Origin of the sequence: Pseudoalteromonas sp. CF6-2 (assembly GCF_021729425.1) — a bacterium.
Lineage (GTDB): Bacteria > Pseudomonadota > Gammaproteobacteria > Enterobacterales > Alteromonadaceae > Pseudoalteromonas > Pseudoalteromonas arabiensis.
Genome location: NZ_CP091442.1, coordinates 2,971,607 through 2,993,748 on the forward strand (window position 1 = coordinate 2,971,607; position 22,142 = coordinate 2,993,748).

The 22,142-nt window shown below is 41.5% G+C and carries 17 protein-coding genes; 9 read left to right on the forward strand and 8 right to left on the reverse strand.

From position 1 onward, the window contains the following. Window positions 1-7: 7 nt before the first annotated feature. Window positions 8-790: a hypothetical protein gene (locus L3Q70_RS13735; RefSeq protein ID WP_062568672.1), complete on the reverse strand. Its 783-nt coding sequence runs from the start codon at window positions 788-790 to the stop codon at window positions 8-10. A gap of 3 nt (window positions 791-793) precedes the next feature. Then, the gene (locus tag L3Q70_RS13740) at window positions 794-1,264 is read right to left on the reverse strand and encodes a CreA family protein (RefSeq protein ID WP_062568671.1); all 471 of its coding nucleotides are present in this window, start codon (window positions 1,262-1,264) and stop codon (window positions 794-796) included. 103 nt (window positions 1,265-1,367) lie between these two features. Here L3Q70_RS13740 and L3Q70_RS13745 point away from each other — a divergent pair, with 103 nt between their 5' ends. Together L3Q70_RS13745 and L3Q70_RS13750 are read left to right on the forward strand one after the other, a co-directional pair. Continuing rightward, on the forward strand, window positions 1,368-1,955 hold the full coding sequence (locus L3Q70_RS13745; RefSeq protein WP_193987791.1) for an outer membrane beta-barrel protein: 588 nt from the start codon (window positions 1,368-1,370) through the stop codon (window positions 1,953-1,955). An 11-nt stretch (window positions 1,956-1,966) separates the two neighbouring features. Continuing rightward, the gene (locus L3Q70_RS13750; protein WP_062568669.1) at window positions 1,967-2,296 is read left to right on the forward strand and encodes a 5-carboxymethyl-2-hydroxymuconate Delta-isomerase; all 330 of its coding nucleotides are present in this window, start codon (window positions 1,967-1,969) and stop codon (window positions 2,294-2,296) included. 2 nt (window positions 2,297-2,298) lie between these two features. Here L3Q70_RS13750 and L3Q70_RS13755 read toward each other — a convergent pair whose 3' ends face one another. Beyond that, window positions 2,299-4,428, reverse strand: coding sequence for a winged helix-turn-helix domain-containing protein (locus L3Q70_RS13755; protein ID WP_237114443.1), 2,130 nt, complete (start codon window positions 4,426-4,428; stop codon window positions 2,299-2,301). A gap of 336 nt (window positions 4,429-4,764) precedes the next feature. Here L3Q70_RS13755 and L3Q70_RS13760 point away from each other — a divergent pair, with 336 nt between their 5' ends. Further along, window positions 4,765-7,785 carry a TonB-dependent receptor gene (locus L3Q70_RS13760; protein WP_062568667.1) on the forward strand — a complete coding sequence of 1,007 codons (3,021 nt, stop codon included), beginning with the start codon at window positions 4,765-4,767 and terminating at the stop codon, window positions 7,783-7,785. A gap of 58 nt (window positions 7,786-7,843) precedes the next feature. Here the strand turns inward: L3Q70_RS13760 and zapE are convergent, their stop codons facing one another. Further along, window positions 7,844-8,956, reverse strand: a complete 1,113-nt coding sequence (zapE, locus tag L3Q70_RS13765) for a cell division protein ZapE (protein WP_062568666.1) — start codon at window positions 8,954-8,956, stop codon at window positions 7,844-7,846. A 58-nt stretch (window positions 8,957-9,014) separates the two neighbouring features. Between zapE and rsuA the strand changes: the two genes are divergently transcribed. Next, complete coding sequence (gene rsuA / locus L3Q70_RS13770; RefSeq protein ID WP_062568665.1) at window positions 9,015-9,713, forward strand: 16S rRNA pseudouridine(516) synthase RsuA; 699 nt, start codon at window positions 9,015-9,017, stop codon at window positions 9,711-9,713. A 115-nt stretch (window positions 9,714-9,828) separates the two neighbouring features. Next, entirely contained in the window at window positions 9,829-11,454 is a 1,626-nt protein-coding gene (locus L3Q70_RS13775; RefSeq protein WP_062568664.1) for a methyl-accepting chemotaxis protein, read from the forward strand. Window positions 11,455-11,507: 53 nt separating this feature from the next. Here L3Q70_RS13775 and L3Q70_RS13780 read toward each other — a convergent pair whose 3' ends face one another. After that, the gene (locus tag L3Q70_RS13780; protein ID WP_062568663.1) at window positions 11,508-12,290 is read right to left on the reverse strand and encodes a YggN family protein; all 783 of its coding nucleotides are present in this window, start codon (window positions 12,288-12,290) and stop codon (window positions 11,508-11,510) included. A 104-nt stretch (window positions 12,291-12,394) separates the two neighbouring features. Then, window positions 12,395-14,824, reverse strand: coding sequence for a zinc-dependent metalloprotease (locus L3Q70_RS13785; protein ID WP_237114444.1), 2,430 nt, complete (start codon window positions 14,822-14,824; stop codon window positions 12,395-12,397). Window positions 14,825-14,985: 161 nt separating this feature from the next. On the opposite strand from L3Q70_RS13785, the gene L3Q70_RS13790 reads away from it, so the two are divergent. Further along, on the forward strand, window positions 14,986-15,954 hold the full coding sequence (locus L3Q70_RS13790) for a class 1 fructose-bisphosphatase (protein WP_062568661.1): 969 nt from the start codon (window positions 14,986-14,988) through the stop codon (window positions 15,952-15,954). A gap of 40 nt (window positions 15,955-15,994) precedes the next feature. Here the strand turns inward: L3Q70_RS13790 and L3Q70_RS13795 are convergent, their stop codons facing one another. Continuing rightward, window positions 15,995-16,318, reverse strand: a complete 324-nt coding sequence (locus L3Q70_RS13795) for a hypothetical protein (protein WP_062568660.1) — start codon at window positions 16,316-16,318, stop codon at window positions 15,995-15,997. Window positions 16,319-16,361: 43 nt separating this feature from the next. On the opposite strand from L3Q70_RS13795, the gene L3Q70_RS13800 reads away from it, so the two are divergent. The 3 genes from L3Q70_RS13800 to L3Q70_RS13810 all read left to right on the forward strand — a co-directional run bounded on the left by L3Q70_RS13800 (window position 16,362) and on the right by L3Q70_RS13810 (window position 20,978). Continuing rightward, window positions 16,362-16,718 (forward strand): DUF5522 domain-containing protein, encoded by a 357-nt coding sequence (locus tag L3Q70_RS13800; RefSeq protein ID WP_193987795.1) that lies wholly within the window; start codon window positions 16,362-16,364, stop codon window positions 16,716-16,718. Between the two features lie 180 nt (window positions 16,719-16,898). Beyond that, a complete protein-coding gene (locus tag L3Q70_RS13805) occupies window positions 16,899-19,331 on the forward strand; it encodes a TonB-dependent receptor (RefSeq protein ID WP_237114445.1) in 2,433 nt (810 codons plus the stop codon). Between the two features lie 108 nt (window positions 19,332-19,439). After that, window positions 19,440-20,978 carry a sulfotransferase gene (locus L3Q70_RS13810; protein WP_237114446.1) on the forward strand — a complete coding sequence of 513 codons (1,539 nt, stop codon included), beginning with the start codon at window positions 19,440-19,442 and terminating at the stop codon, window positions 20,976-20,978. On the opposite strand, the gene L3Q70_RS13815 is transcribed toward L3Q70_RS13810, so the two are convergent. Then, on the reverse strand, window positions 20,953-21,792 hold the full coding sequence (locus L3Q70_RS13815; protein ID WP_237114447.1) for a sulfurtransferase: 840 nt from the start codon (window positions 21,790-21,792) through the stop codon (window positions 20,953-20,955). The genes L3Q70_RS13810 and L3Q70_RS13815 overlap by 26 nt on opposite strands. Window positions 21,793-22,142 lie beyond the last annotated feature (350 nt).

Below are 22,142 nucleotides of genomic sequence, written 5' to 3' on the forward strand. Positions count from 1 at the left end.
TGATTATTTACCCTACTTTTTGTTCATCCAACGCAAGTAATAGCGGGTTAGCACTACTATTAACTAATAACTTTATTTGCTTTTGCGCTTTCTTATACTGACCTCGTAAATGAGGCTTTAGGTATTTTTTAGACTGATTATCGCCTTTAAAATGCGATACCAAAGCATGCATAAATAAGGTTTGCGGCTCCGTTAACGCGGCTTGGCGATTGGCATAGGGGTTATAACCACACCCACAGCCCCCTTTAAATTGATACACAGTATTGCTCATCATCACACCAAATCCTAAAAAACAAGCAAGTGCGTCGCTGGCCTGTGGTAAAAACTCTTTACCTCCAGGTGGTAAAACACCAACGTGATGAATAAGTATTGTCGCAAGTGTTCCAGCGAAGCTTGCAACTAAGTCTTGTGGCTGATTTATTTGGTTTGGGTTAAAAGACACATTAATTAAGTGATTCGCAGGCACGATTAACTGAGCGTGCTCTCCTCTTAGAGAAGCCTGAAACTCAAAATGCGGAAATACCTGTGGAACAAGCTGTGAGGGTGATACCAAACTTACAGGCCACGCCTTCATCCCCGCATAGCCAACAACGCGAGAAAATACTGTTTTAGCCATATCTTCAACGCTCGTGACACTGTCTGGGAAAAACTGGCTATTGGGTAATACAATCTGCGTCTTCTGTAAAAAGTAATCGCTATCAAAATGCTCAACAGCCCATATAAATGTGTCTATTAGCCACTGTTGCTCCTGCTCGTCAAGTAAGGGAGCAGATTTAAATAGGGTTAACATATTTTACTCTTGTCCTTGCGCCCACTGCCATGCATCTGTGTTATAAAGCGGAACGGTTGATAAAGCATGGTGATGACTGCCTGATGATTCTTTTGTCGAGTATGATAAATACAAAAGAGTACGGGTTGGTGCATCGTAAATACGACGCACCTTCAATGATTTAAATAAAATACTCTTTGATGATTTAAATACCACATCACCGGATTTACTGCGGTCTATTTTTTGTAACTGTTCAGCAGTAATGGGACCAGTTTGACGACAGGCAATTGACATATCTGAAGGATCTGCAAAATCAAGATTTGCTTCAATATGGCTGATATGACAGGTAACACCACTAATGATTGGGTCTTGTTGCGACACCACTTTAATATCTTTAGTCGTAAACAATCCTAAACTTACAGAAGCCGCGTCATCCGAACAACCATTCAACAAGATGATTGAGGCTGTCAGTGCAGCAAGTTTTAGTGTCTTCATCTTCGTTATCCTTATTAAAAAGCGATAGTTGTCCATTTACAACTATTTGCTTGCTATGTTTCAATACTATCTCAAAATATCTTCAACAACGAGCACCTAAACCATGAAAAAACCGCTCAGTTTACTGTGTTTAATGTTCTTAAGTAGTACCGCTCACGCTGGCTACTCTATTAGCGCTGGTTTCGGCAAAAACTTTACTAACTCAGTACAGACCGAAGAAAACCTTAAAATCGAGTTAGAAAATGATAGTCACTTTACGGTTAGCCTAGACAGAACCATTGATAATGCTCGTTATGGATTCTTTTATTCAGCAACCGAACTTGATATGAAAGACCAAGCCAATAAGCAAATCGAGATGCAATACCTGCTATTTCAAAGTGCCATAGAGGTGCCATTAGCTGACCATATAGTTGGTTTTGTTGGTGCCCAAATTGGCGCAAATCACGTCAGTACTGATTTTGCTGATTCCGACACTTTTTTTACTTCAGGCTTATACGGTGGCGCTGAGTACCTATTTACAGACCAAGCGCGAATTTATGTTGAAACTCGCTGGTTGGCGACTATTGTAAATAATGCAAGTAACATCTCATGTACTTTGCCTGCATCCGAAAACGAACAATGCCTTTGGCACTTCGATGGTGATGTATTAAACCAATTTCAAACAAACATCGGTTTTAGTTACCGCTTTTAAGGAAGAGCCTCATGCCGCATATTGTTATTGAACATTCAGAAGATCTCCCTATTCTTCCTCAAGTGCTGGTTGAAAAAGTCCACCAAGCGGTATTCGATTCTGGTTTATTCGAATTATCGACCATTAAAACACGTGCTATTGCCTACCAACACTATGAGCTAGGTGAAGGGAAAGATGGCTTCATCCATATTGCTGCATCTATCATGGAAGGTAGAACCGTTGAACAAAAGCAGCAACTAAGCGAACAACTACTCAATTGCTTAAGAAAGTACTGTCGCCGTTCTTATAGTTTAAGCGTAAACATTTATGATATGAGCCCTGATATTTATCGTAAGTGCTAATTTTACTGCGGCAGAAATGCCGCAGGAAGACGCTTAATTTCAATCTCAGGTGACAGGTATCCCGTGTATACAAGCCAGCGTTCATCATCCACATAGGTCAGCCCTGATGAACGACTATAAGCACGCTCGGGTAATGCCATCACATCAAAATGCTGTTTTTTCGCCAAATCATAATAACTAATACGATAATCACCAACGCGTACTTTAAAGTAATAAATACGCGCATCATTGTATTCATTCTTCTCGACAAATAACCACGAAAAATGCCTCGCTAAATGGATATCGTCAACAAGTACCTGTTCTTGCCCCGTTCCATGGTGTTTTATCCATATAGCCTTATTGTTATCAGTAAAAAGAATATCACCCGATGATAACTCAACAGCATATTTAGCAGGAGAACTTATCACTTTACCAAGGTTATTACCTTTTAAATCAAATCGATAAACATAATCGTTGTCAGACACAAGAATAGATTGGTTATCACTAGACCACGTTGGTTTGCGTGCATAGGCAAATGGAATATTTAACGCTTGCCTCTTATCGAGCTTAAAGTCATATAGATAAAGTGTACTCAGCCCTTTATCCAGCACTGAAAACAAAATGTAGCGCCCATCCTTTGACCACGTTGGGTCAAGTATTTGCCCAATAACATGTGGAAAGCTCGTCAACTGTTTACGCGAGCTTGCATCTGGGTTAACTATCCATAATTGAGAGCTGCCAGACTCATTTGATACATATAATAGCTTTTTCTGCGCCGAATTATATTCTGGAAAAAGCGAACTAAAATTAGTGGAAAGCATAGAAAAAGGTGAACTGGCAACTTGCTCATCAATTTTTAGCCGTGTAATCACCTTGTCTATATCCCATTGATGAAAATAGACACTGCCATCAGCGCTATACCTTGGCGAACTCATCCCTGCCACTTGAGTGTTAATCAGCTTTTGCTGTTCAATATCGTAGAAAAAACCATAACGCTTACCGCCTTTAGTTGCCGAAAAAACCAGTAAGTTCTTACTCGGATGCCAATCAACACCATGAATAAAGGCAAAGTTTGGAGTAAGTCGTTTAGCTTGCCCTGTTTGTACATCAATCATAAAAAGTGCTTGCTGGTCGTTTTCAACATTACGAGTAACCACGACATGTTTTGCATCAGGTGAAAACGACACGGACTCATCGTTAATATGGCAATAATCAACACAAGGAATAGATGTTTCATGTAGGTTATCTGATGCAAGGCTCAGTAACTTAGTGCGGCTTACCGTTTCGCCGGCTTCGGTTACATACTCACCGATATAAGCGAGTGTTTTACCATCGGCACTGACATCAAGATCAGTTCCACCTTCGCGGCGACATTCACTCAGGACAACGCTCGTCGCATTTACAAGTGATAGTTTCACTATTTCGCACGCACTGTTTTGCGTATAACGATAGTAATATAAGGTGCTTGAGTCAGGACTAAACACGGAGCGCCCTTCAGTCTCTACACTGTCGGTTAGCTGTTTTGCAGGATGCTCAGGAAAATGGAGGTCACGTAAATATAAATCCGCAGATTTATCTAAACGGCGCCATGAATAAACCAAGTAATGTTGATCATTTGATACGGCAGGATAAATTTCACGCCCAGGGCTTGCTGTTACACTTTCTATACTATTTATCGGCATCACAAAGGCCGTGTGCTGCTTTGTTTGATAACTAGAAACATACCAAAATACACACGCAGCAAATACGCAAAGCATAAATACAGCAGCAACACTATAAACTTGAGCACGTTTGAAACTGGGTATATTTTTTTTAGGTTGCTGTTCAATTTTTTCAGGTGATTGAACCAATCGATACCCTGTTTTACGCAAGGTTTCAATGTAACTTGAGTTTGGGTCTAATTCTTTAAACGCCTTACGTAAATGCCAAATAGCATTTGTTAACGCCTTCTCTCCTACAAAATGGTTACCATCCCAAACAAGATTAATTAGCTCTTCGCGAGTAATTGGCTCAGGATAACGGGCAACTAAACAACCTAATAACTCGATGAATTTAGGCTGTAAAACGTGCTCACTATCATCACAAACTAGTTTATTTTCAAGGGGATTAATTGTACACCGACCCAAACGGTAGGCGTGATGAGTGGTTTCCATTAAGTCTAAACTTAACCTCTTTTTAGATTTCTAGACGTGTATTTAGCTATCAATTTATCTCAAATAACAATGATTAACCAGCATTATAATTGTCAATAAGTTGACAGCGCAAAAATAACAACACATTGATTTTAAACGAATAGATATTAAATAGATATAAAATAGAGAGATAAACGAGTCACTAAAGATTGCAGTTGTATTCACATTTTTATAAAAAATTTTACGTCAATACCGACAAACCAGGGTGTTGTTCACTGTAAATTTTAACTGCCCTTAAAAGAGCAGCGCTCTGGTTTCACACAACTAAAAATAAAATAAGTACAACTAGGAACGCCTGTGAGAAATCTACTAACTAAGCCGTGTGCAATAGCGCTTGCTGTTGCCAGTGGTTTTAGCCAACATGCACTTGCTAATGAAGCAGACATTGCACGCACAGCTAATACCAGCCCTGCAATCAAAGAACAAAACGAAACACCCGAAAAAATTATCGTTACGGGCTCACGTATAAAACGAGACAGCTTTTCGATACCCACGCCACTGGTTACTATGGATCGTGACGCTATCTTGGATACTGGGTTAACGAATTTATCTGATATTTTAGTCGATAACATGCCTGCGCTTAGTGAAAGCATTGGTAATACCACCAGCCAATCAAGTGTTTCTGCAACTGGTTTATCCACTGTTCAATTACGTGACTTAGGTGCTAACCGTACACTGACACTGATTGATGGTCGTCGCGTTGTTTCAAACAGCTACAGTGGTAATTACGTTAGTTTAAATACCATTCCTAGCGGCATGGTTGAACGCGTTGAAATAATTAGTGGCGGTGCATCAGCAACCTATGGGGCAGATGCGGTCGCAGGTGTTGTAAATATAATTACTCAATCGAAAAAAGAAGGCTTCGACTTTAAAGCCAATACAGGTGAAACCACTGATGGTGGCGGCAAAGAGTTTACCCTTGATTTAAATTATGGCACCTCATTTGCCGATGATCGCGGCTATGCGTATTTTAGCGCTAACTGGGACCGTGATTTTGGCATGACGTTTTACGACCGTAAACGTGCCCAGATTGAAGATAGCTACGATTATGACCCTGATCGCATGTGTAATGTGATGCAAACAGCCAATGGCGACCAATGTATGCGTGACATCACTCAAGCTGACTGGGTAAGTAAGAGCGACGGTATTCCTGGCGGTGTGTTCTTAGAAAACGGTAATAACGACACCCAGTTTTGGTACGATGGTCAAACTCTTCGTGATGACTGGAAAGGCAACGAAGAAATTTACGGCATCAACTCTAACCAATACGTGATGTTGGATGTGCCAAGTGATAACTTCTCAACGGCACTGAAAGTCGACTTTGACTTAACAGATGATGTCATGCTGTACGCACAGGTACAATACAGTGACAGTGGATCATTTAACAATAAGTCTCCAGAGGATGAGTACGAAGGTGCTTTTGTACCTCGCTATGATCCCGTCACTGGCGATCCACTTTCGGATGTTGCACCAGGTTATATTCCAATTGATAATCCTTATGTGCCGCAAGAAATCTTAGATGCCAACCCATATAAAGATCGTATTTATTGGGATCGTCGTTTTAGTGAAGTGGGTAATATCAGTACTGATAACACACGTAAAACGATTCGTAGCTGGGCAGGTTTACAGGGGACACTCTTTAACGGTGAATGGGATTGGGATGTATCAGCCAGCTACGGTCGCTTCACTCAACATCAAGTTCGTAGCAATGAGTTAAACACAGTAAAACTAAGCCAAGCTTTACAAGCTGAGGAGCTTGCTGATGGCACAATCCAATGTATTGATGAAGCAGCTCGCGCAGCAGGCTGCGTGCCTATCAACTTGTTTGGCGAAGGGTCAATCACTGATGACATGGCGGCATGGATACGTACTAATCCGGTTATTGATACCGAAATAAAACAATATGGCGTAGTCGGTTACATTGCTGGTGACTTATTTGAACTACCAGCAGGCTCAGTGTCGGCTGTATTTGGTGGTGAATACCGTAAAGATAGCCAAGATCTGAAAACCAGTGATGATATGAAATCCGGTGGGATCACCTTTAACTATGTACCAAACTTCTACGGTGAAGTTGAGGTCTATGAGGCCTTTGCAGAACTTGCAATCCCACTGTTAAAAGATGCACCACTGGCAAAAAACTTAAGTGCTGAAACGTCACTTCGGTTGGCTAATTACAGCATGGAAAACGTCAATACAGTTGCCAGCTACAAACTTGGTATTTTTTGGGAGCCTATCGAAGGCTATGCTTTTAGAGCGAATTATGCACGTGCACAACGTGCGCCAACCATCACTGAACTTATGTCACCACCGCGTGGCGATTACGACAGCTATGATGATATTTGTGATGGTTTAACTGCAACATCGACTAAACCTGGTCACGATAACTGTCGTAAAGAGCCCACTTTAGCTGCGCAACTTGCTGCCGATCCTGATTTCGAATTTAACGATGAAAATAACAGTTATTCTCCGGGTGCTGGTAATGAAAACTTGAAAGAAGAAACTGCCGATACGTATACGTTTGGCATCACAGTGGCACCTGCGTTCTTAGACAATTTCAACCTTGCGGTTGACTACTATGATATTGCAATTGTCGATGCAATTTCGCAAATCAGTAATGAAAACATCATGCGTGAATGTTACGACTCTGAAGTTGCGTGGGGAGCTGAAAACACCTTCTGTAATGATATTACCCGTAATAATGAGGGCAATATTATTAAGGTTTTACAACGTCAATATAACCTCGATGAGCTCACAGCTAGAGGCTATGATGTGGTTGCACAGTACAAGTTTGATTTTGACAGTTATGGTCAACTCTCGTTAAAGCTTGATTATAATCATGTGATTGAAAACTCACAGACCTATGAAGGCCTCGATGGTAGCTTAGTGACCAGTCATTACGCAGGCTATGGTCGCACTAAAGATAAAGCGTCAATGTCGATTACTTGGCGTAATGATGATCTACGTATTCGCTGGCGTACAAATTTCTTAGGCTCGTTTAAAGCAAGCCAGAGTCTTGAAGAAGATTACAATGAGTATGTAGCCGAAAATGATGCCCGCTGTGAGGCTGGTGAAGATACCTGTATTAGTAACCCAGAAAAGCTTGCCTACCAAGATTATGGCTCGTTCTTAAAGCACAGCCTTTCAGCGTCTTACACTTTGTCACTTGGTAAACAAAGCCAACTACGTGTATTCGGTGGTGTAAATAACGTGTTTGATAATAAAGGTGATTTTTATCCTTCAGGGCGTGGTAATTATTACTCTGAGTATGGTGGGGGTAAAGGTCGTTATGTGTATGTAGGCGCACAATATAGTTTTTAACATTTTCATATAAACCCCAGCTAGACTGACAACAAAGGCGCACTTTTTAATGCGCCTTTTATCTTTTCCAGCTTTGCATCTCGACTAATCGAGACTCTGTACGCGCATACTCAAATGCCAGTTTCTGTCCTTGATATATATCACTAATGCCCGCCTCAGCCGAGATCACCAGTAATCGACCTCGGTCATAAAACTCATCAACCAAAGCAATAAAGCGCCGGGCTTCATCATCTAAAAAGTGCTCTTGTAAATCCTGTTTTTCACGTTGATAACTGTCTTCAATACCATGCACAATTTGTTTACCCGTTGCTCCGCGTCCCATTACTGGCACATTGAGCAAATAAATGCGCTGAAAGCGCTCTGCTAAATAAATGTAATCTGCTGTGCTTCTAGCACCTGAACATAACGCCATAAAGTCAAACATAATGGCATCTTGAGCTTGCAGCTCACAGCTAAGCTGACGATAGCAAACCTCTATCGTTGTTTGCTTTTGTACTGCTTGCTCTTGCTTTAAAAAGCGCCCTATTAGGGCACTTTTGTTATCAATAAAGTAATGTTCGGTTTGTTTACCAAAGCGAAAGCGATGATCGGTATTGCCTTCAACACTTAAAATATGACAATGATCATTTAACAAATCGATAGTGGGTAAAAATCGTGCTCGTTGTAAACCGTTGCGATACAACTGCTCAGGTTGACAGTTAGACGTCGCCACTAACACCACTTGGTGCTCAAACAAGGCTTTGAATAAGCCACCTAAGATCATGGCATCGCCAATATCAGAAACAAAGAACTCATCAAAGCAAATCAAACGAATGTTCTGTGCCCACTCCTTAGCAATAAGTGTCAGCGGATTTTTCTGCCCTTGCAGCTGAATCAAACGCTCATGCACTTGCTTCATAAAATGGTGAAAGTGCAAACGCTGCTTCGCATCAATGTTAACCAGCTTAAAAAACACATCCATCAACATGGATTTGCCACGCCCTACTGGGCCGTATAAATAAACCCCTTTTATTGGCTTAGCGCTTTGCCACCAATGTCTTGGCGCAGCCAATTCTGTGGCTAGATTATCAAGCGCATTAATCGCTGTGCGTTGAGCATGGTCTTCATGCAGCTCGCCTTTGGCTATTTGCGCTTGGTAATACCTTAATATTTGTCCTTGCTGTACTGTCATAGGTCACCAGTATCCGCTATACTCGCGGCCATTGTAGCCGACTAAAAATGTGATCCCAATGAAATTCCCATGCCGTTTAGATAAATTTATCAGTCATATTGCTGAATTACCTCGCAGTAAAACCAGAGCTGGTATAAAACGTAAATACGCCACCGTAAACGGTGAGGTGATCACCTCTTTTGACTTTTCAGTCACTGAACAAGATGATATCCGCTGGCAAGGCGAGCCGTTGGTCTTTTTAGGCAAGCGCTACTTCATGCTCCATAAGCCTGCAGGCTATGTGTGTGCCAATAAAGATGACCTTCACCCGACAGTATTCGACTTACTCGATGAGCCAAACATGAGTGACTTTCATGTTGCTGGTCGCTTAGATATAGACACCACCGGCTTAGTTATCATCACCAATGATGGTGACTGGTCGCACAAAATAACTTCACCAAAGCACAACAAGTTCAAAACTTATTTAGTTGAAACGCAAGAACCGATTAATGAAGAAGCAATAGTAGCGTTAGAGCAAGGGGTGCAATTACACAACGAAAAAGAGCTAACTCGCCCAGCCATTGTTGAAAAACTTGCAAGCTACAGCTTACGCCTATCCATTTGTGAAGGTAAATATCATCAAGTTAAACGAATGCTGGCCGCAGTTGATAACAAAGTTGTTGAACTACACCGTGAAAAAATTGCCAATATTCATCTTGATGAAAATCTAGCTAGTGGTGAATACCGCCCCTTGACCGCTGCTGAGCTTTCACTCTAAATAGGTACTTGAACAAATATCATGATAACGCTGTCATTTTTACTTAATAAAAGCTAACAAGTTGCCGATAAACATGGTAGAAAAGTAGAGGGGATATAATAAAAGGAGGCTAACTGTGTTATCAGGACTAGCTTTAAAAACAAAAATTAGCTTATTTGCTACCGCCATTTTTATTGCACTTTGCGCAATAGCCTTGTTGGGTTTACAGTCGTTACGTCATGCAAGTGAGAGCGATAACATTGCGCGTATTAACCAATTGATGAAAAGCACAACTAATATCGTTGAGCAATTCGAATTGATGGTAAAAAATGGCCAGCTTGATGAAACTCAGGCTAAAGAGTTGGCAACTCAGGTTTTAAGAGAAAATAAATATCACGATTCAGAGTATGTTTATGTCGTCGACAATAATTTAGATTTTGTTGCCACGCCACATGACCCAGAATTGCATGGTACTAGCTTTAATGACTTTAAAGATGCCAGTGGTAACAGCATTGGTCGCATGGTCGAGCAACTCGTGGGTAACACAACAAATAAAATTATCACTTACCACTGGGACTCTGTCCGTGATGGTGAAACAGTAGACTTAACGTCTGTTGTACAAAAAACACCGCTGTTTGGCTGGTATGTTGGCACAGGAATTAGTGCAAAAGAAGTCGATGAACGATACTGGAGCACAGCAAAGTGGCTATTGGGTTTATCTATGCTCATTGCCATTGCCCTCACGTTTGCAATTGCACGCTTTGGCTCATCACTGACCAATGCATTGGGAGGTGAAATCAATGAAGTTATTGATATCGTTAAAAACGTATCACGTGGCAACCTCCACTCAACTATCCGCCAAGATGCGCCAAGTGAAAGTATTATTGCGGCCATGCATTACATGCAACAAGGCTTACGCGGCGTTGTTGATGGTATCAAAGATGTAACTGATAGCCTCAAAAATCAAAGTGTTGATAACGAGTCTCGCTCTATTGAGCTTGATAAACTCACCCGTAGTTTAAATGAAGAAACACAAATGGTTGCCTCAGCCATTACTGAGCTAACCGCCTCAGCGCAAACAGTTGTTGAGCATGCCGAACAAGCAGCTTACTCAGTACAAGAAGCTGAGAACCAAGGGCAAAGCGCAAGCCACTTAACCAACGAAGCAGCACAAACAATCGCACTTTTAGAGCAACAAATTGACAGCGCTGGTAATAACATTCAAGTTCTTGATGATGAAGTAAATAATATCGCTAATGTGCTAAGTGTTATTCAAGGAATTGCAGAGCAAACAAATCTATTAGCCCTTAATGCAGCCATTGAGGCAGCTCGTGCTGGCGAACAAGGTAGAGGGTTTGCGGTTGTTGCTGATGAAGTCCGTGGCCTTGCACAACGAACACAAACCAGTACCGAAGAAATCCGCAACATGATTGGTAAATTACAATCAGCAACACAAGATGCTAAGTCATCTGTTGCACTGAGTATTTCGACCAGTGAACAAACTGTGGCTAAATCAACCAAAGCCAATGAAGAACTAAACCGAGTTGCGAGTTCATTAAGTGCAATCGCACAAATGAGCCATCAAATTGCTATAGCAGCTAAAGAGCAATTAGACGCAGGTGAAGATACAGCAAAACGTGTGGTCACCATTTCAGATACTGCCTCACAGACGGCTAACGTATCCAGTCAGGCACATACGGCAACCGATTCAATCAAAGGCCTTACCGCTGATTTAGAGACAGAAACAGCTAAATTTAGCTAACTATTCACGTATCAAAAGCCAGACATAAAAAGCCCAGTAAGTTTACTGGGCTTTTAAGACTTAATCTGTACCAAATCGAAATCGGCCATTCCTGGCACTATTTTTTGTAATCGAGATTCAGTGACATCTAGTGAGTTTAAACACTCACAGTATTCAGAGGCTTTCATTTCAAGCTGCTCCGCTTTCTTTTGCAGTGACTTATCTATTTCCTTAGAGATAATATCCATACGCTGACCCATGTCGTTAATACGATCTTCGATATTTCCCTCACGTGATTTAAACGCATCACCTAATGAAACTAAAATAGCCCCTAATGAGCCATGTACAGCTGAGTGAATTTTTTGGCTGATCTCTTTGGTAAAAAAGTCATCGATTTTCGACAATGATTGCGGGGCGATAAAGAAAAAGTCATCGCCACGCTTAAACTTATCCATCAAAGCACGTTCAACATACTGTAATTGCGTTTTAAGTACTTCAGGTTCTTTGTCGGACATGCCCTCAACGACCTGCTCAATAGCACTCAAACCTAAATTTACACCGTCAGTGGCCAGTTCAACTAATTCAGGCACAGTGTCACGAATACCTAAACTAAACTGCTCCACGACTTTGCTTTCTTCTGGATTAAGGTCAACCCAATAGCCACGAATAAATAACTGAGTATTGTTGTTTATTTGTACACGGGTTTGGCCTTTATCAACAATACGAATAACATCATCTGTAATGATCAAGCCGTGACTAAGCTCAACTTCGCATTGCTTTTTAGCTAATGAGGCATAACTTGAAAAACTCGAGAATGTAATAGCTGCCGCAAGCAGCGAGCGAGAAAAAAACGCCATATACACCCCAAGAAGACAAAAAGAGAGGTCGCTAGATTAGCAAAAATCCAGTTTTATGCAAGTAAAACGCCTAGCTATGCTAGGCGTCTTAAAATAAAGGTGGGTTAAATTGGTGAACCCGGTGGCATTGGCAATACTTTAAAGTTTGCAGGCCACTCACCGCTTGCTAAAAAGTGGCTGATTTGTTCGCTTAAATATTGTTTGAAGGCGCTATCACCTACTGATGCACTTCCTAGCATTGATTCTTGCTGGTAACTCTTTGCAAGCTTGGCAAGATAATAACGAAACTGTGCTTGTACCTCGGGGGCGACTTTATCACTCGTTACTAAATCAGCAAATTGCTTAGCCGTTAAAAGCTGCACTCGTTGGTTAATCTTACCCGCCATCCCCTGGGCAACTTTTTGCTCGAAAATTTGCTGATAAGTTTGAGCTAATAATGAATCTAAACTATAAAATGCATCGCTACGCGCTTGTTGCTGCGCGAGACGATTAACACGCTGGTTATTAAATAATAGGCTTAAACTGTGTGCAGCCGCGACTTCAGGCAGTGCCATAGCATCAAGGGTTAATCCTGTACGACCGACGATGCTCTCGCGTGATTTAGATTCCCCATACGCTTTTGGTGGAATAAGCGCTAACACTGACTCAGGTAAAACTAGATTCTCAGCTTTTAGTGTAGCAAGGAGTGCATCAACAGCCGCCTGCTGGGTTTGCTTAGCTACAACTTGCGCCCCTTTTGGCTCTGAGCCATCACGTACTTCATATTCGTAATTAACACCGGCAATTAATTTAACCGCAGCTTCAACTTGATAGCGATGGAATAAATAAAGTGGCACCAGCATTTCTTCTAGTTGCGATAACGCAGTCCCCGTTTTGATATTTTCAATACCAAAGCTCGTCAGCGCTTGTTTGCGAACATCAAGTACACGCATTAACTCATCACTTGGTGAACGACCGTTATCCCACAAATGCCCCGTTGGATGAGCGCCCCCTTTAGCACGTGCATCACTGTCCGAAATGAATTCCAGCCCTTTACTTTTATTTTCAGCTAAAATTGCGGCCAGTTGTTGTGGTTCATCTTGGTTTGTAAAATCGCTATAACCGTATTTTATCACTTGTGTGTCCCACACTCCCATACCAGAGGCATAGCCTCGGCTCACATCCAGTTTGCCTTGCTCATTGAAACTAAGTAGCGGGTGAGGATAGTCCATTACCGATGCTCTATCAGCGACCGACGCTGAAAAGTTATGTGCAATCCCTAACGTGTGGCCTATTTCATGAGCGCTTAGTTGACGAATACGGTCAAGAGCCATTGCTTGTAAACGAGTAGCAACTTCATTACCTTCAAAATAAGGGGCAGCTAATGCCTCAGCGATAAGGATATCTTGACGTACACGTAATGAACCCAGTGTTACATGGCCTTTAATAATTTCGCCCGTCCTCGGGTCTATCACTGAGCTGCCATACGACCAGCCACGTGTTGCACGGTGTACCCATTGGATCACGTTGTAGCGTATATCCATAGGATCAGCATCATCAGGTAACACTTTAACGATAAATGCGTTCTTATAACCAGCAGCATTGAATGCATCATTCCACCATTTAGCGCCCTCTAACAAGGCTGTTTTAACTGGCTCAGGCACGCCTGGATCTAAATAGTAAACAATCGGTTCAACGGGTTCGCTAATTGGCAAGCTCGGATCTTTTTTTGCTAAACGATGACGCGGAATGTAACGCACATACATAGACTCACCAAGTGGCGCGGCATAATCTTTATGCTCAATACTCCAGTAACCGGATTGAGGATGGAATTGACGTGGTGTGTAGTTATCATCAGGCAGTTCAATAAAAGAATGATGCATATGTACTGTAAGTACGTGAGGATCAGCGCTCACTTGACGAACAAACTCACCAGGGTTACTACCTTGAAAAGTGAGTATTGCCTCTAACTCTGTATTTTTCACAAATGCATTTGAACGAGCTAAATAGACTGCGCTTCGATTACCATCTAAATTAAAGCTCCCCTGCGAAGTTGCAGCTAAACGACGACTTACACCGTGCACATCACTCAATAAATAAGGAGTATAGTCTACAAGTACCGCTGAGTCTGACTCTGCAACAACACTAAAGCCCGCAAGAATACTCGAAGCAAACGCTTCTTTGATACTTTGCTGCTCAGCCAAGTTGGCCGTATTCGCCCGATAATAAGTATTCAATGCTCGTAACATCACCTTATCACCAAAACGTTCAAATTGTACTAAATAGGTATTGCCAAGTTGCCCTCGATCAAGCCCTATATCATTTGAGCCGACCCCATAAGGTAAGCTTTGCTGAAGTAAAAAAGGTTGCTTGAGTTTATCAACTGCAACGTACACTTTGCCGCTTTCAGAATCATAATAGAAAGAATAATAGCCCGAAAAATGACTCATTTTTTCAGTAAAATCATTTATAGGCTTAATTGCTGCGTGTGCTTGAGTTATTATAGTAAGCAGCACAGCTAAGAGCAGGTATCGTAGTAATGGTATTTTTTGCATAATCTTATCTTTGTTATTCGCGTTTTAAATACTGTACAGGTATTTGGCAGTATAAAGTATCGCCAACAAAAAACAGCTATTTAAGACGAAATTCAGCGCTTGCTAAGACATTCTCTCTCACACTTAAAAATGTCTGGCTACAACGTTATCAGGAAAATAGAATGCGTAGACTCCCACCGGTATTATTAGAAGATGGTTGCCCTCGTGAACTGATCTCATTGATCAGAACAGTGCTTGCGGCATGTAAAGAAATTTCATTCCGTGTTGGTCAAGGTGCCTTATCAGGTGTGTTAGGTTCAACTCTTGATGAAAATATTCAGGGTGAAACACAAAAGAAATTAGATGTACTTACCAATCAGCTTCTAAAAGACATTTTACTCGAATCGGGCTACGTAAAAGCCATTGCTTCTGAGGAAGAAGACTTTACCGTTGCGGGTAATCCTGATGCTAAATACATCGTTGCCTTTGACCCGCTTGATGGCTCTTCAAATACCGATATTAACTCACTGGTTGGTACGATTTTCTCAATTATGGCAGCGCCTGATGGCGCGGATCCTGCTGATCCAAGTATCTTTATGCAACCGGGTAAAAACCAAGTTGCAGCGGGTTATGTATTATATGGCCCATCTACCGTGCTGGCATTAACAACTGGCAAAGGCACACGCTTTTTCACCTTAGATAAAACGCACGGTACCTTCTTATTAACAGAAGATTTTGCAAAAGTACCTGAAGACACCAGCGAATTTGCTATTAATGCCTCTAACCAGCGCCATTGGCAACCGGCGATGCAAAATTACATCAATGACTTAATTGCTGGTGACACAGGCCCTCGTGGTCGTAACTTCAACATGCGCTGGATTGCTGCAATGGTGGGTGATGTGCACCGTGTTTTATGTCGTGGTGGTATTTTCACTTACCCGACCGATACGAAAGATCCAAATAAGCCTAACAAATTACGTTTACTATACGAAGCAAACCCTATGGCAATGTTAATCGAACAAGCTGGCGGTATTGCCTCAACGGGCACAGAGCGCATCATGGATATTCAACCTGACGCTATCCACCAACGTGTTGCGGTGATCTTAGGCTCGAAAAACGAAGTTGAAACCTGCTTGAACTATCATAAGTAGCAACAAGTACATACCTTAGGCTGAAAGATATAAGACTCTTTCAGCCTAAGATCAGTTCTAATAACTTCTTTAGCGTACTTTTACTCAACTCACCCATTTGTTCGTTATTACTTAAGGCAAAGATTGCGCCTTCAACCGCACTTTCGTCGATGTCTTGACGAGACTCTAATACATTTGCCCAAAGTTCTAATTCATCGATATCTATTTCACCGTCAATAACACGCTGTAAAACCTGACAAAAAACGTCTTGCGTAACAATATACACATCACCTTGATTGTCAGGGCTGCTGGTAATAATGGCGATTGCCTCAAATCGGTTTTCACCAAATCGAGCAAACTCATCTAATGCGTCTAATTTATCCATTTGCTATGCTTACCTTTTCAATCTCAAAGCATCTTTTTACAGAATGACAACCCTTACTTGCTCACAATGCAAAGCAACACTTAACTGCCAAGTCGACAATATAAATGCGTGTTGGTGTAATGAGTTACCCGCCATTTTACCACTTGATGAAGCAACTACATCCTGTTTGTGCCGTGATTGTACGATTAAGAAAATAAATTTATTTTTATTCAAACTATACCAACAGCCTCTAAAGCAACAGCTCGCTTTTGCCAAACCTTTCTATGATCAAGGTAAGTTAATTGAAAATCTCGATTACACGATGCAAAACAACTACATGGTATTTAGTCGCTGGTTCTTTTTAAAGCGCGGCCATTGCTGTAAAAACGGCTGCACCCATTGCCCTTTTTCCGATAGTTAACATCCAGATAGAGTATTTATTCAATTATTTTGCATTTTATTGCAAATAACGCATGACTATAAGAATAAAAATACACTATAATTGGATATAAATTCACTAAATCAATCTCTTTTAAGCTTGAATTACTAGCTACGCCTATTTTTTAAGCATAAATTTACTGTAACTACATCGGAATCAAACATGAATACCTTTAGGCCTGCTCTACTTGCAAGTGCAATTTCTGCGGTTTTAATCAATAGCAATATGGCATTTGCAGCAGAAGATGCTATCGAAGTCGATAAATCAATTGAAACAATTCAAATTACTGCAACACGACGAGCAGGTTCTGTGCAAGATGCACCACTCAATATTACGGCCCTAAATGGCGATGTCATTAGCGACCAAAATATTAGTGATTTAGAAGATGTTGCACGCTGGGTGCCAGGCCTAACGATTTCTGATCAAGGTGGCCGTGAGAGTTCTCCGATTATCGTTCGTGGTTTGAACACCAATACCTCTGATCGTATTTCTGATAGCGGCACAGTCGCAACTTATGTTGGTGAAATTCCACTTAGTATTGATTTACGTTTAACTGATGTTGATCGCATGGAAGTACTCATCGGCCCACAAGGCACGCTATACGGTGCAGGCACTTTAGGCGGTGCGATTCGTTACTTACTAAAGCAACCTGAGCTTGATATTACTGAGGGCAAAGTAACAGGCGATGTATTTAGCATCAACGAAAGTGACGGTACCGGTGGTGAGTTTGGCGTGGTATTCAACACGCCACTAATCAACGATAAACTAGCATTACGTACTAGCTTAAATTATTACGATAACCCAGGTTACATCGATTACACCCATGTAGTTCAAAAGCCGGGTGTATCAAACCCGGACCCTGATTTTTCTGACAGCAGCGATGTAAATGCCAACTTAAAAAGCGTCAGTGATGTTAACGATGAGCAAATCACCACAGCACGTTTATCACTTCGCTGGCTTGCAACCGAAGATGTTGATGCAACGCTTAACTACTTCTATCAAAAACAAGAAAATGGAGGCAACTCGACATCGCAATACGGCTCACTTGCTAATAGCAGTGCGCTGCAAGGTGTGCCAGGTAAATACGAAAACGTAGCCCGTGTACTTGAGCCTGGTGAAGAAGAAAATGATTTATTAAGCTTAGAAGTAAAAGCAGATCTTGGTTTTGCTGAGCTGGTCTCTGCATCTGGTTGGTCTAGCTATGAGCAATCTGGTCAGCGCGATCAAACCGATCTACTTTACGATATTTGGTCAGGTTATGCCGACTTCCCTTCATTTGTTGGCTACACGCACGATACCTCAGAGCGCGATACCTTTACGCAAGAACTTCGTTTAGTATCAAATAGTAGTAGCGCTCTTAACTGGATTGTGGGCGGCTTTTACAACAAATTAGAAAGCCACTCAGATGATCGTGAATACACACCTGGTTTAACTGAGTACTGGGGTGGCGGCATTCCTAACGTTGAACAAGATCTTGAGTATATTCTAATTTCAGACAGCGAAACCACTGAAAAAGCACTTTTTGGTGAAATTGGCTACAGCATCACAGAGCAATTTGATGTGACCTTAGGTGCACGTTTTTACGAATACGATGTTTCTACAACATCAGGTTCTGCAACACCGCTCTATTCTGGTGATTTTGATTCACTAGATAACCTTGTTATGGAAAATGTGAGCGCTAGCGATAACGGTAACTTATTTAAGTTTAATGCTAACTATACATTCGATAATGGTGTACTTGCTTACTTTACCGTGAGTGAAGGTTTCCGCATTGGTGGTGGTAACGGTATTGCTCCTTGCCCTGATGTATTACCTGAACAACAAATTGTTTGTGCCCTGCCAAACGAAGAAGATTACAAACCAGATACCACAGTCAACTACGAGCTAGGCTTTAAGTCATCATGGTTACGTAACCGCCTACACTTCAATGCAGCGCTCTTTAACGTTGATTGGAAAGATGCGCAAGTTGGTAGCAGTACGGTAAATGGTCAGGAGTTAATTACTTCGAATGCGGGTTCTGCTAATTCAAAAGGTATTGAGCTTTCAAGCCGCGCTATGATTGGTGATAACTGGGCTGCCTATGCGACATACGCTTATGCAAAGGCTGAATTAACCGAAGATGCCCCCTACTTATTTGGCGTATTAGCCGACGACTTAGCGCAATACCAAAGCTACTATGATGGTACTAAAGGCGACCGTTTACCAGGTGCGCCTGAGCATCAATTCTCGTTTGGTCTTCGTTACGAGCAAGATATCCTAGGCGATAAACTATTAAGCGTAAACTACGGTATTACAGCGCAAAGCGATGTGATCACCAAAGTCGGCCTAAAAGCAGACGGCGAAGTATTACCAGGTTACGCACTAAGCAATTTATCAGCCAAAATTACCGGCGATATGTGGTCTGCAACCCTATACGTAGATAACTTATTCGATAAATATGCGTTTACTTCTGTACGTCGTGATAAGTCTTGGGCTGGTATGTCGCAATATGCTGAACTTAACAAAGAACTACCTGAACTACAGCGTGTTTATGGTCACTACACCACAACACCGCGTACTATTGGTATGAAGTTTAGCTACAACTTTGAGCTGTGATTAAACATACCCATAAAAGCCTTGCCATCTTTAGGCAGGGCTTTTATTGGGATTGGTATAAGCCTTAAAATAATTAAGTATTATTGTGAATTGGTATACTATGCGCTTATGCTAAATGATACCCAACAAGCGCTTCGCGCTCATATCCAACAGTTGTTAGCCAACAAGCAACTAAACGATGCACATTTTCTACTTGTGCAGCGCCTAAAGCAAAACCCTGAAGACCACGTTTGTTACTTTTTACTTAGCGAAGTCAACGCTGCTGCGGGCGATATCAACAAAGCGATTAAACTGCTTGAAAAAGCGCTCAGCTTAGCCTCTTTTGCGATATACCATTTAGCCCTTGCCAAGGTATACGTACTGTTAGGCAAAGTAAGTAATGCAGCTGTGCATTATCAAGACGCTTTGCAAACAACTGACTTGAGTGCCGCTGACTTTGATACCTTAGCCAATATTGCGACCCGATTAGGGTATTATGACGACGCCCTTAGCTTGCAAAAAGCAGCCTACCAACGCAACAAAGATAACCTACAAATTAGCTATAATTTGGCGGTGTGTAATAAAATTCACGGACTGTTCGATGAAGCAAAAAACGTGCTACAGCAACTAACTACAAAGCAACCTTACTTTTATCAAGCCCACTATTCACAGGCTGAACTCAATACTGATGTAGATGCCAAGCTACATATCCAAAAACTACAAGCCTTGGCGAATAAAGAAAAAACCATTATAGAACAACAAGTGTATTTTCATAGTCTTGCGCTTAATTATGAGCACCTTGATGACTACAAAAATGCATTTAAATACTTTGCACTAAGTAAGCAAGCCATAGCCAGTAAAGTTAATTATCAAACCACACAGCATCGCCACTTTTGTCAAAAACTTATTACCAAGAGCAAACAGCAAGCAATTGAAAGTAGTGACTCTGCGTTCTCGCCCGTTTTTGTGGTTGGTATGCCCCGCTCTGGCACAACCTTAATTGAGAAAATCCTTAATCAAAGTGAGCAGCTAAAAGGCATCGGTGAGCTAAACGATATTGCGCAACTCATACAACACGCCACACAATCAGTTCATGTGATTGATAGCGAAATGCTCGATAAAGCATATACATCTAAGGCAATAAAGGCAGCACTTACCAACTATCAACAAAGAGCCGAGCAACTAAGTGATGGCCTTAGAAGTTGTGATAAACAGCCATTTAACTTTTACTATATTGATTTTATATTAGCGGCTTTTCCTAATGCTAAAATAGTTTGTATGCAGCGGGACTGGCGAGATTGCAGCATTGCCAACTTTAGGCAGCTGTATAACCCGCAAAGTGTGTTTCATCACTACAGCTTTGCAATTGAAGATATTGCCTCATACCATCAAGATTACTCTGCATTAGTCAGTCATTTTGCCAACAAGTATCCTGAAAACGTTTTTTTACAAAGCTATGAACAACTCGTGGCAGAGCCTACCCAACAGACTCAAAAGCTCTATGCTTTTTGCGATTTAAGCTGGCAAGAAAGCTGCTTATCCTTTTATAAAAACAATGCAGCCTCAGCCACGGCGAGTAAAAAGCAAATTCGCCAGCCTTTGAATAAAAGCAGTATCGGCAGCTGGCAAAATTACGCTAAATTTATTGATGCGGACCTGTTTCAATAGGTAAGTCGTGACGAGCGCCCCACTCACTCCATGAGCCATCGTAGACACGTAAATTGGTGTAACCGCATTCATCGGCGCACAATGCAATTGCACAAGCTGTTACACCTGAGCCACAGCTAAATTGTAACTGGGTGTGATGCACTGCAATATGTTGCTCAAATAATGCCTGTAATTCACCCAGCGGTTTTAGCTCACCGTTATCCAGTACACTTGCAAGTGACAAACTGCGACTATTTGGAATATGACCACTGCGCATGCCTTCGCGCGGCTCTGCGTGTTCGCCGGTAAATCGCTCATAAGGGCGAGCATCCAATGTTAGTGTGCTTTGTTCATCCAGTGAGTTAAGCACTTGCTCTGCACTGATAAAGTAATCAGCACGGGGGCTAGCAACAAAGTTACCTTGACCAGTCGCAGCTGAATAGCTTGCTTGTGTTGCAAAACCAAGTGCCTGCCACTTAGCCAAACCGCCGCTTAAAACTTTAACGTTGTCAAAGCCCATTGCTTTGAACATCCACCACGCACGTGCAGAGCTGAATAAGCCTTGGTCTTCATAAATGACTACCAGTGAGTCTTGGTTTACACCGGCAAGCTGCATATGCTCTGTAAACTGCTCGCTACTGCACATCATACTTGGTACAGGGTTAGTGCTATCTGCTAGCGTCTTTTTAAAATCAAAACGCTGTGCATTAGGCAGCATTGCTTGAGGCACATACTCGCCAAGCATACCAGGGCGCACCATTCCCGCATCAAAAATAATGATATTTGCGTTATTATAATTTTTATTGAGCCACTCTGGCGTAATTATATTTTTCATTTTGACCTTCCAACTGGAATAACTAACTCAACTTTAAGCTCAAATAAGTCTAGATAATACGTTGTATTTAATGTCATATTCATACGCACTTTCTTATTATGATGATAAACTACAAATAAATACATAACTGGGCAAGAACTCGATTAGAAAATAACGGTCTAACCCCAGCAAAATTGAGCCTTATTCTTTCAAAAAATGAGCTGGGTATTGTCATTCATACTCTCTATCATCTTTGGAAAAATAAGATAAAAGTAAACTTATTGAGAATAAAAAAGCCCTTGCTAACTCACTAATCTGACGTTAAAAAGATAAGCATTAGCAAGAAGTAGTTAAAGATTAATCTCTCAAGA

Coding starts and splice junctions, on each gene's coding strand:
- L3Q70_RS13735 (WP_062568672.1), bottom strand. CDS start 790: ATGTTAACCCTATTTAAATCTGCTCCCTTACTTGACGAGCAGGAGCAA.
- L3Q70_RS13740 (WP_062568671.1), bottom strand. CDS start 1,264: ATGAAGACACTAAAACTTGCTGCACTGACAGCCTCAATCATCTTGTTG.
- L3Q70_RS13745 (WP_193987791.1), top strand. CDS start 1,368: ATGAAAAAACCGCTCAGTTTACTGTGTTTAATGTTCTTAAGTAGTACC.
- L3Q70_RS13750 (WP_062568669.1), top strand. CDS start 1,967: ATGCCGCATATTGTTATTGAACATTCAGAAGATCTCCCTATTCTTCCT.
- L3Q70_RS13755 (WP_237114443.1), bottom strand. CDS start 4,428: ATGGAAACCACTCATCACGCCTACCGTTTGGGTCGGTGTACAATTAAT.
- zapE (WP_062568666.1), bottom strand. CDS start 8,956: ATGACAGTACAGCAAGGACAAATATTAAGGTATTACCAAGCGCAAATA.
- rsuA (WP_062568665.1), top strand. CDS start 9,015: ATGAAATTCCCATGCCGTTTAGATAAATTTATCAGTCATATTGCTGAA.
- L3Q70_RS13780 (WP_062568663.1), bottom strand. CDS start 12,290: ATGGCGTTTTTTTCTCGCTCGCTGCTTGCGGCAGCTATTACATTCTCG.
- L3Q70_RS13785 (WP_237114444.1), bottom strand. CDS start 14,824: ATGCAAAAAATACCATTACTACGATACCTGCTCTTAGCTGTGCTGCTT.
- L3Q70_RS13790 (WP_062568661.1), top strand. CDS start 14,986: ATGCGTAGACTCCCACCGGTATTATTAGAAGATGGTTGCCCTCGTGAA.
- L3Q70_RS13795 (WP_062568660.1), bottom strand. CDS start 16,318: ATGGATAAATTAGACGCATTAGATGAGTTTGCTCGATTTGGTGAAAAC.
- L3Q70_RS13800 (WP_193987795.1), top strand. CDS start 16,362: ATGACAACCCTTACTTGCTCACAATGCAAAGCAACACTTAACTGCCAA.
- L3Q70_RS13805 (WP_237114445.1), top strand. CDS start 16,899: ATGAATACCTTTAGGCCTGCTCTACTTGCAAGTGCAATTTCTGCGGTT.
- L3Q70_RS13810 (WP_237114446.1), top strand. CDS start 19,440: ATGCTAAATGATACCCAACAAGCGCTTCGCGCTCATATCCAACAGTTG.
- L3Q70_RS13815 (WP_237114447.1), bottom strand. CDS start 21,792: ATGAAAAATATAATTACGCCAGAGTGGCTCAATAAAAATTATAATAAC.